Annotated in this window: 14 protein-coding genes; 12 read left to right on the forward strand and 2 right to left on the reverse strand. The window is 76.9% G+C overall.

Annotated features, from left to right (window positions below):
- The first annotated feature begins 7 nt into the window (after positions 1-7).
- The 6 genes from alr to rimI are packed head-to-tail and all read left to right on the forward strand — an operon-like array spanning position 8 to position 5,274.
- The gene (alr, locus tag AB2L27_RS09695; protein WP_370441259.1) at positions 8-1,228 is read left to right on the forward strand and encodes an alanine racemase; all 1,221 of its coding nucleotides are present in this window, start codon (positions 8-10) and stop codon (positions 1,226-1,228) included.
- Complete coding sequence (locus AB2L27_RS09700; RefSeq protein WP_370441260.1) at positions 1,225-2,295, forward strand: alpha/beta hydrolase; 1,071 nt, start codon at positions 1,225-1,227, stop codon at positions 2,293-2,295. Before alr ends, AB2L27_RS09700 begins: the two co-directional genes overlap by 4 nt.
- Positions 2,292-2,792 (forward strand): tRNA (adenosine(37)-N6)-threonylcarbamoyltransferase complex ATPase subunit type 1 TsaE, encoded by a 501-nt coding sequence (gene tsaE, locus AB2L27_RS09705; protein ID WP_370441261.1) that lies wholly within the window; start codon positions 2,292-2,294, stop codon positions 2,790-2,792. Before AB2L27_RS09700 ends, tsaE begins: the two co-directional genes overlap by 4 nt.
- Entirely contained in the window at positions 2,789-3,604 is an 816-nt protein-coding gene (locus AB2L27_RS09710; RefSeq protein ID WP_370441262.1) for an alpha/beta hydrolase, read from the forward strand. Before tsaE ends, AB2L27_RS09710 begins: the two co-directional genes overlap by 4 nt.
- Positions 3,605-3,613: 9 nt before the next feature.
- Entirely contained in the window at positions 3,614-4,291 is a 678-nt protein-coding gene (tsaB, locus tag AB2L27_RS09715) for a tRNA (adenosine(37)-N6)-threonylcarbamoyltransferase complex dimerization subunit type 1 TsaB (protein ID WP_370441263.1), read from the forward strand.
- Positions 4,288-5,274 carry a ribosomal protein S18-alanine N-acetyltransferase gene (gene rimI / locus AB2L27_RS09720; protein WP_370441264.1) on the forward strand — a complete coding sequence of 329 codons (987 nt, stop codon included), beginning with the start codon at positions 4,288-4,290 and terminating at the stop codon, positions 5,272-5,274. The genes tsaB and rimI overlap by 4 nt, the downstream gene beginning before the upstream one ends.
- Here the strand turns inward: rimI and AB2L27_RS09725 are convergent.
- The gene (locus tag AB2L27_RS09725) at positions 5,267-6,454 is read right to left on the reverse strand and encodes a THUMP-like domain-containing protein (protein WP_370441265.1); all 1,188 of its coding nucleotides are present in this window, start codon (positions 6,452-6,454) and stop codon (positions 5,267-5,269) included. The genes rimI and AB2L27_RS09725 overlap by 8 nt on opposite strands.
- Positions 6,455-6,659: 205 nt before the next feature.
- On the opposite strand from AB2L27_RS09725, the gene groES reads away from it, so the two are divergent.
- Complete coding sequence (gene groES, locus AB2L27_RS09730; protein WP_012084928.1) at positions 6,660-6,956, forward strand: co-chaperone GroES; 297 nt, start codon at positions 6,660-6,662, stop codon at positions 6,954-6,956.
- Positions 6,957-7,066: 110 nt separating this feature from the next.
- Positions 7,067-8,683 (forward strand): chaperonin GroEL, encoded by a 1,617-nt coding sequence (gene groL / locus AB2L27_RS09735; RefSeq protein WP_370441266.1) that lies wholly within the window; start codon positions 7,067-7,069, stop codon positions 8,681-8,683.
- A 118-nt stretch (positions 8,684-8,801) separates the two neighbouring features.
- Here the strand turns inward: groL and AB2L27_RS09740 are convergent, their stop codons facing one another.
- A complete protein-coding gene (locus AB2L27_RS09740) occupies positions 8,802-9,104 on the reverse strand; it encodes a WhiB family transcriptional regulator (RefSeq protein ID WP_370441267.1) in 303 nt (100 codons plus the stop codon).
- 365 nt (positions 9,105-9,469) lie between these two features.
- Between AB2L27_RS09740 and AB2L27_RS09745 the strand changes: the two genes are divergently transcribed.
- The 4 genes from AB2L27_RS09745 (at position 9,470) to AB2L27_RS09760 (ending at position 13,943) form a co-directional block, all read left to right on the forward strand.
- Positions 9,470-10,516 carry a MerR family transcriptional regulator gene (locus AB2L27_RS09745; protein ID WP_370441323.1) on the forward strand — a complete coding sequence of 349 codons (1,047 nt, stop codon included), beginning with the start codon at positions 9,470-9,472 and terminating at the stop codon, positions 10,514-10,516.
- 217 nt (positions 10,517-10,733) lie between these two features.
- Positions 10,734-11,345, forward strand: coding sequence for a response regulator transcription factor (locus tag AB2L27_RS09750; RefSeq protein WP_366170466.1), 612 nt, complete (start codon positions 10,734-10,736; stop codon positions 11,343-11,345).
- 4 nt (positions 11,346-11,349) lie between these two features.
- Positions 11,350-12,369, forward strand: coding sequence for an RNA polymerase sigma factor ShbA (gene shbA / locus AB2L27_RS09755; protein ID WP_370441268.1), 1,020 nt, complete (start codon positions 11,350-11,352; stop codon positions 12,367-12,369).
- Positions 12,366-13,943, forward strand: a complete 1,578-nt coding sequence (locus tag AB2L27_RS09760) for a hypothetical protein (protein ID WP_370441269.1) — start codon at positions 12,366-12,368, stop codon at positions 13,941-13,943. Before shbA ends, AB2L27_RS09760 begins: the two co-directional genes overlap by 4 nt.
- The last annotated feature ends 10 nt before the right edge of the window (positions 13,944-13,953 follow it).

Raw genomic sequence — 13,953 nt, forward strand, 5'->3', positions numbered from 1 at the left:
CGGGCGCGTGGACCTGCCTCCCGAGCTGCCGGCCGTGGCGCTCGTCGACCTCGACGCGGTCGCCCGCAACGTCGGTGCCGTGCGGCGGCGCGTGGGCCCGGCCGCGGTCATGGCCGTCGTCAAGGCCGACGCCTACGGGCACGGCCTGGTCCCCGTGGCCCGCGCCGCCCTCGCCGGGGGCGCCACCTGGCTCGGCGTCGCCCACGTCCACGAGGCCCTCGCCCTGCGGCGGGCCGGGATCGGGGCCGACGTGCTGGCCTGGATCCTCACCCCCGGCACCGACCTCGTCCCCGCCGTCCGCGCCGGCGTCGACCTGTCCGTGGCCGCCGCCTGGTCCCTGGAGGCCGTCGTCGCCGCGGCCCGGGAGGCGGGCCGCCGGGCCCGCGTGCACCTGGAGGTCGACACCGGCATGTCCCGCGGGGGCGCCTCCCCGGCGGAGTGGCCCGCGCTGCTGGACGCGGTGGCGGACCACGTCGCCGCCGGTGACGTCGAGGTCCGCGGCACCTGGGCGCACTTCGCCAGCGCCGACGTCCCCGCCGACCCCTCGGTGACCGCCCAGCTCGCCGCCTTCGAGGCGGCCCTGGCGAGCGCCCGCGAGCACGGCGTCGACCCGGGCCTGCGCCACCACGCCAACTCCGCCGCCGCCTTCTTCGTCCCGCAGGCGCGCTACGACCTCGTCCGGGCCGGGCTCGCCGTCTACGGCCTCAGCCCCGCCCCCGACCTCGCCACCGGGGCCGAGCTGGGCCTGGTCCCGGCGATGACGCTCGCGGCCCGGCTGGCCCACGTGCGCCGCGTGCCCGCCGGGGCCGGGGTGTCCTACGGCCTGACGTACACCACCGCCACCGACACGACCCTGGCCCTGGTGCCCCTCGGCTACGGCGACGGGGTGCCCCGGCACGCCTCCTGGGACGGGCGGCGCTCCGGGGAGGTCCTCGTCGGCGGGGCCCGGCACCGCATCGCCGGCCGCGTCTGCATGGACCAGGTCGTCCTCGACCTCGGCGACGCGACCGCCGCCCCGGGCGACGCGGCCCTCGTCTTCGGTCCCGGCGCCGACGGGGAGGCGACGGCTGACGACTGGGCGCAGGTGGCCGGGACGATCTCCTGGGAGGTCGTGACCCGCGTCGGAGCCCGCGTGCCCCGCCGGCACACCGGGACCGCCGGCGTCCCGACCCCCGGCCAGACCCCCGCCGGAGCCCCCGCCGGAGCCCCCGCCGAGGTCCCGGCGTGAGGCCCGCCCTGACCGCGCTGCCGGGACTGCCCGCGCGCCGCCGGCCCGTCCGCCGTCACCGGTCCGGCCGGCCCGAGGAGCTGCCCCCGCTGGCCGGGACCCCCGTCGAGGTCGTCACCGACGACGGGGCCCGGCTGCACGTCGAGGTCGACGAGGCCGACCGCCCCGGGACGGCCGCCGACGCGGTCCCCACCGTCGTGCTGTGCCACGGGTACGCCCTGTCGGCCGACTGCTGGCACTTCCAGCGCCTGGCCCTGCGCGGCCGGTACCGGCTGGTCCTGCCCGAGATGCGCGGCCACGGCCGCTCCGGGCGCGGTCCCGAGGGCCCGGTGAGCGTGGCCCGCCTCGCCGACGACCTCGGCCAGGTCCTCGACGCCGTCGTCCCCGACGGGCCCGTCGTGCTCGTCGGGCACTCCCTGGGCGGCATGACCGTCATGGAGCTCGCCGCGCGCCGGCCGGACCTGCTGCCCCGCACCGCGGCCGTGGCGCTCGTGGCGACGTCCGCGGGCGGGCTGGCGGCCGTCGACCACGGGCTGCCGCTGCTGGGGCACCACCTCGTGCGCTGGGCCGAGCTGGCCCTCGAACGCGCCGGTGGCCGCTACGACGTCCTCGAACGCAGCCGCCGCGCCGGGGCCGACCTCGAGCAGCGGCTCGTGCGGCACTGGAGCTTCGCCGGGCCCGTCGCCCCCGAGCTGGTCCGGCTGTCCGCCCGGATGATGGCGCAGACCCCCGTCGACGTCATCGCCGACCTGCTGCCCGCCTTCGCCACCCTCGACGAGCGGGAGGCGCTCGCGGGACTGGCGGGCCGGCCCGTCCTCGTGATCGCCGCCGAACGCGACCTCATGACCCCGGCGGCCCACGGCCGGGAGATCGCCGACGCGCTGCCGGAGGCCGAGCACGTCCTCGTCCGCGGCGCCGGGCACCTCGTCGTGCTCGAGCACCCCGGGGTCGTGACCTCCCGGCTGGAGCGGCTGCTGGCCCGGGCCGCCGACGCCGCCGGCCCACCGGCCGCCGCGCACGAGGTCGTCCTCCCCCTGGCCCGCCGCGGACGCCGGAGGCGCCGGTGAGCGCCGCCGAACTGCTCCTGGGCACCCCCGAGGAGACCGCGGCCCTCGGCGAGCGCGTCGGGCGCCTGCTGCGGGCCGGTGACCTCGTCCTGCTGTCCGGGGACCTCGGCGCGGGCAAGACGACCTTCACCCGCGGGCTCGCGCAGGGGCTCGGCGTGCGGGGGCCGGTGACGTCCCCGACGTTCGTCATCGCGCGAGAGCACCCCTCCCTCGTGGGCGGGCCCGTCCTCGTCCACGTCGACGCCTACCGGCTCGGCTCGCTGGCCGAGGTCGACGACCTCGACCTGGACACCGCGGCGGAGGAGGCGGTGACGGTCGTGGAGTGGGGGCGGGGGCTCGTCGAGGAGCTGACCGGGGACCGGCTCGAGATCGACCTCCTGCGCCCGCACGGCGCCGCCCCGGCCGGTCAGGACCCGCAGGCCGAGGCACCGGTCGAACCGCGGCGCGCGCTCGTGCGGGGGATCGGCGCCCGCTGGGCGGAGGTGGACCTGGCGTGAGGACCGACCCGGGTGCGCTCGCCGACCGCACCGACGACGCCCGCGTCCACGGTTTCGCCCGCCGGCACGCCGTGCGCCCCCGCACCGGTGTCCTCGTCCTGCACGGCTTCACGGCCACCCCGCTGTCGGTGGCCGCCTGGGCCGAGGAGTTCCACGCCGCGGGCTTCGACGTCGAGGTCCCGCTGCTGCCCGGGCACGGCACGACCGTCGCCGACTGCGACCGCACGACCTGGGCCGACTGGCTCGCGGCGGCGCAGGCCGCGCTGGACCGGCTGGACCACGACGTCGTCCTCGTGGCCGGCATCTCGATGGGTGGCGGGTTGGCGCTGCGGCTGGCCGAGCTGCGCCCCGACCGCGTGCACGGCCTCGTGCTGGCCAACCCGGCCGTCCTCCTGGAGCCGTGGAAGCTGGCGGCGGTGCAGGTCCTGGGCCGGGTCCTGCCGCGCTGGCCCGGTGTGGCCGGGGACCTGCGGGACCCGGAGGCGCGGGTGCTGGCCTACGACCGCACGCCGTTGCGGGCCCTCGTCTCCCAGACCGCCGGGTGGCGCGACGTGCGGCGAGACCTCGCGCGGGTCCGCCAGCCCGTGCTGCTGCTGCGCTCGCGCGTCGACCACGTCGTGCCCGCGGCCTCCTCGCGCGCCGTCCTGGCCGGGATCTCCTCGGCCGAGGTCTCGGAGGTGGTGTACGCGGGCAGCTTCCACGAGCTGACCTCGGACCGGGACGCCCCCGCCGTCTTCGCCGCCTCGGTGCGCTTCGCCCGGCGCCGGGCGCACCCGGGCCGCCCGGACGGGACGCCCGGCGGACCGGCCTAGAATCCCGCCGTGCTGCTGCTCGCCCTCGACACCGCGACCGACGGGGTGGCGGTCGCCGTCCACGACGGGCAGCGGGTCCTCGCCGCCGCCCGGGCCGGGACGGCCCGCAGCCACAACGAGGTCCTCGTCCCCACCGTCGCCCAGGTGCTGCGCGCCGCCGGCCGCGAGCGCCGCGACGTGACCGACGTGGCCGTCGGCGTGGGCCCGGGTCCCTTCACCGGTCTGCGCGTGGGGATCGCCACGGCCCGCACCCTGGCCCTCGCCTGGGGCACGCGGGTCCACGGCGTCTGCTCCCTGGACGCCCTCGCCGCCGCGGCGCTCGCCGCGGGCCGGACGGGGGAGTTCCTCGTCGCCACCGACGCCCGCCGCCGCGAGGTCCACACGGCGCGCTACGTCGCCGACGGCGACGGGGTGCGGCGCACCGCGGGGCCGGACGTGCTGCGCCCGGCCGACGTCTTCGGCGACGGCGGGGCCGACGTGCCGGTCGTGGGGTCGGGGACGCGGCTGTACCCCGACGCCCTCGGCGGGGAGCAGGGCCCCTTCGACGTCGACGGCGGGGCGCTGGCCCAGGTCGTCGTGGACGCCCTCGCCGGGCGTCCCGGCCCGGAGCTGCTGCCGCCCGAACCCCTCTACCTGCGCCGGCCGGACGCGACCGCGCCGGGGGCGCGCAAGCGCGTCACGGCGTGAGCGACCGGGGACCCGGCGTGCGGCTGCGCCCGGCCGAGACCGCCGACCTGCCGAGGGTGCAGGACGTCGAACGCGCTGCGGGGGAGGCGTTCCGGGCCCTGGGCATGGCGGCCGTCGCCGACGACGACCCGCCGTCGCTGGACGTCCTCGCCGCGCACCGGGAGGCCGGGCGGGCCTGGGTGGCGGTCGAGGAGGGGACCGGGGAGATCGTCGGGTACCTGCTGCTGGGCCTCGAACCCGTCGACGGCAACGGGCACGTCGAGCGGCTGAGCGTCCACCCCGACCACGCCCGTCGTGGCACCGGCCGGCGGTTGCTGGAGCTGGCCGCCGACGTGACCCGCGCGCAGGGGCGCCCCGCGCTGACGCTGACGACGTTCGCCGACGTGCCGTGGAACGCGCCGTGGTACCGGCGGCTGGGGTTCGGCGACGTCCCCGACCCCGGCCCGCAGCTGCGGGCCCTGGTCGCCCGCGAGGCCGGGCTCGGCCTCGGCACGTGGCCGCGGGTGTGCCTGGCGCTGGACCTGGCGCTGGACCCGACCGGGCCGGTGCTGCGGGAGATGCGCTGGTGGGACGTCGACGACGTCCACGCCCTGGAGACCGAGCTGTTCGGCCGCGGGGCGTGGAGCGTGGAGGCGTTCTGGGGCGAGCTGGCCCAGCCGAACCGGTGCTTCCTGGTGGCGGAGGAGGACGGGCGGGTCGTCGGGTACGGCGGCATCGTCGTCGCCGGTGCCGACGCGGACGTGCAGACCGTCGGCGTGGCCCGCGACCAGCAGGGCCGCGGGACGGGCCGGGCCCTGCTGCGGGAACTGCGCGCCCGGGCCGTGGCGGCGGGCGCGACGCACCTGCTGCTGGAGGTGCGCGCCGACAACGCGCCGGCCCAGCACCTCTACCGCAGCGAGGGGTTCGAGCAGATCGCCCGGCGCGCCCGGTACTACCAGCCCGAGGACGTCGACGCGCTCGTCCTGCGCGCGAGGATCAGCTGAGCGGGTCCACCACCAGCACGCTCTGCCTGGCCGCCACGCGCGTCAGCACGATCGTCGCGGGCCGGGACCCCTTGAGCCCCAACTGCTTGCGCAACTGGTCGGGGTCGACGGCCGTCCCGCGCTTCTTCACCGTCAGCGGGCCCACGTCCAGGGAGCGCAGGTGCGCCCGCAGGCCCTTGAGCCCGAACGGCAGCACGTCCAGGACGCGGAAGGAGCGCACGAGCGGGGAGGAGACGGCCGCGTCGGTCGTGACGTAGGCGATGGTCTCGTCCACGAGCCGGCCGCCGAGGTCGGCCGCGACCCGTCCGACGAGCCCGGCGCGGATGACGGCCCCGTCGGGTTCGTGCAGGTACCCGCCCACCGCACCGACCTCGGCCACGGGCAGGTCGGTGTCGTCGAGCTCGTGGGCGGTGACCCCGTGCGCGTCCCCGCGCACGACGCGGGCGCTGCGCCCGGTGCCCGGCACGGCCAGCGGCCCGCACCACAGGGCGCACTCGACGACCTCGCCGTCGACCGAGGTCCACTGCGCCTCCGCGCCGGCGGGCACGAGCTCGTGCGGCAGGCCCGGGGCGAGCTTGGCGCCGGTCGCCGGGACGCGCGCGGCGGTGCCCAGCACGAAGGACAGGGGAGGGGAGGTGGCCTCGGGGTCGAAGACGCGCCGCCCGCCGGAGGTGCGCCGGGCCGGGTCGAACCACGCGCTGTCGCCGGGGCCGAGCTCGTCGACCACCCCGGCGGTGACGTCCTCGCAGCGGACCGGGACGCCGAGGTTGTGCTCCGCGACGGCCGCGGTGACGGGGTCGGCGTCCACGGGCAGGACGGCGAGCCCGGCGTCGAGGAAGGCCAGGGAGTCGGCGCCGACCCCGCAGCCGAGGTCGGCGACGCGCTGCACCCCGGCCGCGGCGAAGCGGCGCGCGTGCTCGCGGGCCACCACCGCGCGGGTCGCCTGCTCGGCCCCGGTGGCGGTGAACAGCAGCCCGGCCGCCCGCTCGCCGAACTTGGCCGCGGCCCTCGCCCGCAACCGGGACTGGGTCGTGGCCAGGGCCGCGAGCGCCGGGTCGTGGCCCGCGCGCCGCAGCCGGGCGGCGAGGGCGACCGGGTCGGCGTCGGTGGTGCCGGCCAGCTCGGTGAGCAGAGCGCGGCCCGCCGGGGAGAGCAGGGCGTCGACGTCGGCGGTGTTCACCCGGTCGATGCTCCCAGAAGCCCCCTGCGTCTGGCACTCGTCGGGGCTGAGTGCTAGCGTCTCGCGCAGCGTCGGTGGCACTCCCCGGTGGGGAGTGCCAACGGGGCAGCGGCCGCCCGGCACCCGCGACGACGGTCGTCCGCTCCCCACCGTTCCGACCGTCCCGTACGCCAGTTCGCTGAAGCAGAAGGGGAGGGCCGCACCAGTGTCGGTCTCCATCACTCCGCTCGAGGACCGCATCGTCGTCAAGCCGCTCGACGCGGAGCAGACGACCGCTTCCGGTCTCGTCATCCCGGACACCGCCAAGGAGAAGCCCCAGGAGGGCGAGGTCCTGGCCGTGGGCCCGGGCCGCGTGGACGACAACGGCAACCGCGTCCCGGTCGACGTGGCCGTCGGTGACAAGGTCATCTACTCCAAGTACGGCGGCACCGAGGTGAAGTACGGCGGCGACGAGCTGCTGATCCTCTCGGCGCGCGACGTCCTCGCCAAGGTCGCCAAGTAAGCGGCACGAGGTCCTGACGCCCCGGGCACCCGTTCTCCGGGTGCCCGGGGCGTCCCTCGTTCACCCGCCGACGACCTGATCGACCCGATCGACCCGGAAGGAAAACGCACATGGCCAAGCAGCTCTCGTTCGACGACACCGCTCGCAAGTCCCTCGAGCGCGGCGTCGACGCCCTCGCCAACGCCGTCAAGGTGACCCTCGGCCCCAAGGGCCGCAACGTCGTCATCGACAAGAAGTGGGGTGCGCCGACGATCACGAACGACGGCGTCACCATCGCCCGCGAGGTCGAGCTCGAGGACCCGTACGAGAACCTCGGCGCCCAGCTCGCCAAGGAGGTCGCCACCAAGACGAACGACATCGCCGGTGACGGCACCACCACCGCGACCGTCCTGGCCCAGGCCCTCGTCAAGGAAGGCCTGCGCAACGTCGCGGCCGGCGCGGCCCCGGCCGGCCTCAAGCGCGGCATCGACAAGGCCGTGGAGGCCGTCAACGACAAGCTCCTGTCGCTGGCGCGCGACGTCGACGGCAAGGGCGACATCGCCCACGTCGCGACGATCTCGGCCCAGGACGCGACCGTCGGCGACCTGCTCGCCGACGCGTTCGACAAGGTCGGCAAGGACGGCGTCATCACGGTCGAGGAGTCCTCCACGACCGCCCTCGAGCTGGACTTCACCGAGGGGATGCAGTTCGACAAGGGCTACATCTCGCCGTACTTCGTCACCGACGCCGAGCGCCAGGAAGCGGTCCTCGAGGACGCGTACGTCCTGGTCCACCAGGGCAAGATCTCCACGGTCCAGGACCTGCTGCCGCTGCTGGAGAAGGTCCTCAAGACCTCCAAGCCGCTGCTGATCATCGCCGAGGACGTCGACGGCGAGGCGCTGTCGACGCTGGTCGTCAACAAGATCCGCGGCACCTTCAACGCCGTCGCGGTGAAGGCCCCCGGCTTCGGGGACCGCCGCAAGGCGATCCTGCAGGACATCGCCACCCTCACCGGCGCGCAGGTCGTGGCCGAGGAGGTCGGCCTCAAGCTCGACCAGGTCGACCTCGACGCGCTGGGCACCGCCCGCCGCATCACGGTCACCAAGGACGACACGACGATCGTCGACGGCGCCGGCTCGGCCGACGACATCGCCGGTCGCGTCGCCCAGATCAAGGCCGAGGTCGAGCGCACCGACTCCGACTGGGACCGCGAGAAGCTCCAGGAGCGCCTGGCCAAGCTGTCCGGTGGTGTCGTCGTCATCAAGGTCGGCGCGCACACCGAGGTCGAGCTCAAGGAGAAGAAGCACCGCATCGAGGACGCCGTCTCCGCGACGCGCGCCGCGATCGAGGAGGGCATCGTCGCCGGCGGCGGCTCGGCCCTGGTGCACGCCGTCTCCGTGCTCGAGGACGGTCTGGGCACGACCGGCGACGAGGCGACCGGTGTCGCCCTCGTCCGCAAGGCGGCCTCCGAGCCGCTGCGCTGGATCGCCGAGAACGCGGGCCTCGAGGGCTACGTCGTGGTCGAGAAGGTCCGTTCGCTGGAGCCGGGCAACGGCCTGAACGCCGCCACGGGCGAGTACGTCGACCTGCTGGCCGGCGGGGTCCTGGACCCGGTGAAGGTGACGCGCTCGGCGCTGCGCAACGCCGCCTCGATCGCGTCGATGGTCCTGACCACCGACACCCTGGTCGTGGACAAGAAGGAGGAGGAGCCCGCCGCCGCGGGTCACGGTCACGGCCACGGCCACTGACCCCTCCTGAGGAACGACGAAGGGCCCGGCTCCCCCGAGGGGGGCCGGGCCCTTCGTCGTTCCTGGGCACTGCCGGTCCGCGCGCCGCACCACACCGCGCACGGGGTGGAGCGGGGTGTCAGCCGGCGACGCGCATCCCGCGACGACGCTCGGTCGCGTAGACGGCTTCGCGGTCGTCCTCGGTCATGCCGCCCCACACGCCGTAGGGCTCGCGGACCTTCAGGGCGTGCTTGCGGCACATCTCCAGGACGGGGCAGCCGGCGCAGATGGCCTGCGCGGCGGCGTCGCGGTTGCGGCGGGCGGGGCCGCGCTCGCCCTCGGGGTGGAAGAACAGGTTCGGGTCGGCTTCGCGGCAGGAGCCGTCGAGCTGCCACTCCCAGACGTCGGCGACGGGTCCGGGGAGACGGGAGATCTCGGCCATGGTGGTGCGCTCCTCGCTGGAGGGGACGTGCTGACTGCCCCTGAAACTACAACCGAGTCAGAAGTTGTTCAAGCCCCTCGTCCGAAGTCGCCCGCGATCGGGTCAGGAGGCGGTCCCCGGGCCGTCCGCCGGGCCCGCCGGACGGGTGAACAACCTCGTGAACCAGGTGTGAACAACATGCAGAGATCCGGGCGGCCCGCCACCCGGACAACGCCGACCGCGTCGTGACCACGGTGTGAACAACGGTGAACAGGGTTGGCGCGGTGAGGCGAGTGGCGCCTGGAGGGGCCCCGCGACAAACTCGTGCCATGTCCTCCGCCGTCGACCCCGCCGGTCGGGGTGCCTCCGCGCCACCCGCACCGCGCATGACCCTCACCGTGGCGGCCGTCGCGCGCCGTCTCGGCGTGGCGCCGGCGACGCTGCGGACGTGGGACCGGCGCTACGGCCTGGGGCCCTCGGAGCACACCGCGGGTGCGCACCGGCGCTACTCCTCCTCCGACCTGGCCCGGCTCGTGGTGATGCGGCGCCTGACGCTGGAGGGGGTGGCGCCCGCCGAGGCCGCCCAGCTCGCGGCGACCACGGCGGTCGCCGACGGCGGGTTCGCCCTGGCGAGCGTCTCGACGATCCCCAGCGCAGTCATCGAGGCCGCCGTCACCGACGCGGTCGCCATCGCCGGCCCGACGTCCGGGCTGGTGCCCCCGGCGGAGGCCCCGGAGGCCCCGGTGGTGCCGGAGGTCGCGGTCGCCGGCCGCCCGGAGGAGTCCGACGAGTCCGAGGACGCCGAGAGCCGTCCGGCGGCCGTGCGCCCGCGCGGTCGTGCCGGGGGCCCGGCCCTGGACGAGGACGACTGGGCGGTCGCGAGCCTGTCGGACCGCTTCACCGACGAGGTCCGGGCCCGGGGGGTGGCGCGGGCCTGGGACGAGGTGCTCGGCCCGGCCTCGGCGGCCCGCGACGCGGCGATGCACGCCGCCGTCGCCCGCGCCCTGTCGGCGCTGCCCACGGCCGACGGTGAGCGGGCCGTCCTGCTCGCCGGGGCCGGCACGGCCGACGACCGGGACCGCACCCCCGTCCTGCTGGCGGCCGCGGCCGCCCTGGCCGAGCTGGGCACCGGGGCGCGCAGCGTCGGGGACGGCGTGCCGGCCCGGATGCTCGCCTCCGCCGCCCGCCGCGTGCGCCCGCCCGCCGTCCTGCTCGTCGTCCCCGACGCCACCTCCCGCGAGGACGTGCTGCCCGGCCTGGCGGACCTGCTGCGGGTGCGCCCGGCGCCGCTGGTGGTCGTGCTGGGCGGGACGGAGCTGGTGGCGGACCTGCAGCGGGCCCGGCAGGAGGCGCAGGGGCCCGTCCGCGACCTCGTGCCGGTCACCGGGCTGAGCGAGGCCGTCGCCGCCTGCGCCGGGGCCGTCTCGGCCTGACCGGGGGGACGCCCGACCCGCCGCGCCGACGGCGGAGCCCCCGGGTCTTCTAGAGCCCCTTAGCACGACTTCCCGCCCGCGGTCCAGCTCCTGGCCGATCTCGTCGCTCAGGTCGGGCCCGGGGCCTGCCGACAACTCTCTTCGTGGCGCACTGCACGTGCGTCGCAGCGAGGCCACGGACGGCCCCGCTCCACCCGCACAGGGAAGAGGTTCAGTGGTGGCTACGGTACTGGTCTGCGATGACCTTCCGCTGGCCCGCGAAGCCATGCGACGCATGGTGGCGGCCGTCCCGGGCGTGACCCGCGTCGTGGGGGCGAGCTCGGGCGAAGAGGCTCTCCAGCGCTGGCCCGTGGAGCGGCCCTCGCTGGTGATCATGGACGTGCGCATGCCCGGCATCGGTGGCGTCGAGGCCGCCCGCCGGCTGCTGGCGCGGCACCCGGAGGCCAACGTCCTCATGGCCACGATGGCCGAGGACGGCGACGGGGTGGCCCGGGCCGTCGCCGCGGGCGCGCGCGGCTACCTGGTCAAGGACGTCTCCCGCGAGGAGCTGGCCACGGCCGTGCTCCAGGCGCTGCAGGACGTCAGCCGCCGCCGGGGGGGCGGTCGCACCCGCGCGGTCCTGACCGGCCGCGCGCCGGTGCTGACCGAACGTGAGCAGCAGGTGCTCGTGGGCATGAGCCGCGGGCGCAGCAACGCCGAGATCGGACGAGAGCTGTTCCTGTCGGAGGACACGGTCAAGACGCACGCGCGCCGGCTGTTCCGCAAGCTCGAGGCTGCGGACCGTGCTCAGGCGGTGGCTGTGGGATTCCGCTGGGGTCTCGTACGGTAGGCGGGTGAGCCCGGGGGGCGACGAGTCCGTCGACGCGAGCGGCGGCCGGTCCGACGCAGACGCCCGACGCGCCGAGGTCGGTCGTGACGTCGGCGCCGTCGTCGCGCCCGACACCCCCCGCCTCGAACGGTCCCCGCACGACGGCGACGGCCGTCCCGGCACCGCCGCCGTGGACGACCTGCGCGTCGAACCGGCGGGCCGGCTCGACGGTCGGCTCGACGGTCGGCTCGACGGTCAGGTCCCGGACCTCGCGGTCGATGGGGTGGACGACCAGGACGACCAGGACGTGACCGACGGCGAGGCGACCGACGCCGCGACCGACGCCGCGACCGACGACGCGACCGACGACGCGACCGACGACGAGCAGGAGGAGGGGGTGGCCGGCACCCGGCACCCGGCGGCGGGGACGCAGGGTGTAACGCCCGGTCGGCCCGCAGCGATGGACAGGACGGAAGCCGGGGGGCTCCAGGCACTGGCGGCACGTGCCCTGTCGGGGGAACAGGGCGCCGTCGCCGACCTCCTGGCAGCGGTTCGCCGCCTCGTCCACCGTTACTGCCGGGCCAAGCTCGGGCGCCTGCCCGGAGCTGATCACGCCGCCGAAGACGCGGCACAGGAGGTCTGCATCGCCGTGTTGACGGCCCTGCCCCGCTACAAGGACACCGGACGCCCGTTCGAGGCGTTCGTGTACCGGATCGCGGCCAACAAGGTCGCCGACGCCCAGCGCGCCTCCTACCGCGCCCCCGTCCCGACCGACGACGTCCCCGACGCCGCCACCGCCGAGCCGGGCCCCGAGCAGCTCGCCCTCGACGCCTTCGACGCCGAGACGGTCGGGCGGCTGCTCGACACGCTGCCGCCGAAGCTGCGCGAGATCATCACGCTGCGGGTGGGGGCGGGCATGTCGGCCGAGGAGACGGGCCGCGCCCTGGACATGACGGCCGGGGCCGTGCGCGTCGCCCAGCACCGCGCCATGCAGAAGCTGCGCAAGACCGCCCTCGAGGACGCTTCCCTGCAGGTGGCGCCGTGAGCGGGGACACGACCGGCGGGCCCACGGGCCGGGGTCGGGGCCACCTGCGCGGGGTGCGGGACGGGTACGAGGACGAGCGGGGAGGGGCGGGCGTGGACGACGACTCCTTCTCCGTGCCCGACCTGCTGGCCACCGACGCCCTGCTCGACCGGCTGGGCCGGCACGAGAGCACCGAGGGCGACCTCGCCGACGCGGTCGCCCGCCTGCTGGACTCCTACGCCCTGCACGCCGACCCCGAGACCGCCGGGGTCCGGCCGGTCCCGCTGCCGGACCTGACCACCGGGTCCACCACCGGGTCCACCACCGAGCCCACCGCCGGGTCCACCGTCGAGCCCGGGGACGGGCAGGACGGGGTGCCCGGCCCGCGCGTCCTGCTCGCCCGGCGCCGCACGCTGCAGCGCCTGGGACGGGGCACGGTCGCCGCGGCGGCCGTGCTGACCCTGCTGGGGGGGACCGCCGCCGCCGCCGCCACCAGCGCCGGTCCCCTGGGCGGGGCCGACGGGTCGGTCTCGGCCTCGATCGCCGCGCAGTTGCCGGGCTGGTTCCCCGACACCGTCTTCAGCGTCTTCGCCGGGACCCCGACCGAGCGCGTCCAGCGCGAGATCGTCCAGGCCCGCGCCGATGCGCTCGCCGGGGACAGCGAGGGGGCCAGGGCCCGGCTGGAGTACCTGCAGCGCCAGATCGACGACACCCGCGTCGACACCCGCGTCGACCCGGGTGTCGTCGCCCAGGTGCAGGAGGTCCTGGCCGACCTGGAGGACGACGCGCTCGACAGCGTGGCGGGTTCGTCCCCGTCGGGTTCGCCGACGACCGCGCCCGCCCCGTCCCCGACCGGGACCTCGCTGGTCGACGTCGCCACCGTGACGCCGACCGCGTCCCCGACCGGGACCTGGCGCGTGCCGCTGCAGCCGGGGCGCACGACGGGCACCACGCCCTCGACGCCCTCGACGCCGACCGCCGCGCCGACCGCCGCGCCGACCGCTCCCGCACCGGGGACGGCTCCGGGCACTGGTGGCGCCCCGGCCCGCCCGACGGCACCGGCGAGCCCCCCGGCCCCGTCGGTCGTCGTGCCGACCCTGCCCCCCGGGGGCGGGACCGGTGCCCCCCCGAGCCCGACCGCACCGTCCGGGCCGCCGGCGACGCCGCGGCCGGGGACGCCCACCGGCGGGCCGACGGGGACGCCCACCGACCCGGCGCCCGGCACGGAGGCACCGACGGGGACCCCGACGGACCCGGCCGCTCCCACCGACGGTGCGGGGCCGGCCGTGCCCACCGACGTGCCCACCGACGTGCCCACCGACGTGCCCACCGGCGCGCCCACCGGCAGCGCCACGGGTGGGCCCACCGACGCCCCCACCGGGAGCGCCCCCGGGAACGCCCCGGAGGCCCCGGCGGTCGGCGGGGGCACCGACCCGGTCCCCTCCGACCCCGTCGTGGTCACGCCCACCCTGCCGGTGGTCGCCGACCCGTCCCCGGGCACCGGCCCGACGCCGCTGCCGGAGGTCGTGCCGGGCCCGCAGGAGACGGCACCCGCCCCCGGCGGCACGGACCCCGAGGTCCCCTCCGGCTCGTAGACTCCGGGGG

Origin of the sequence: Kineococcus halophytocola, assembly GCF_041276425.1 — a bacterium.
Taxonomy (GTDB): Bacteria; Actinomycetota; Actinomycetes; order Actinomycetales; family Kineococcaceae; genus Kineococcus; species Kineococcus halophytocola.

What these genes read in the sequence shown, in the direction of transcription:
- AB2L27_RS09745 (WP_370441323.1), top strand. Translation starts at nt 9,470, where the DNA reads ATGACCCTCACCGTGGCGGCCGTCGCGCGCCGTCTCGGCGTGGCGCCG.
- AB2L27_RS09740 (WP_370441267.1), bottom strand. Translation starts at nt 9,104, where the DNA reads ATGGCCGAGATCTCCCGTCTCCCCGGACCCGTCGCCGACGTCTGGGAG.
- groL (WP_370441266.1), top strand. Translation starts at nt 7,067, where the DNA reads ATGGCCAAGCAGCTCTCGTTCGACGACACCGCTCGCAAGTCCCTCGAG.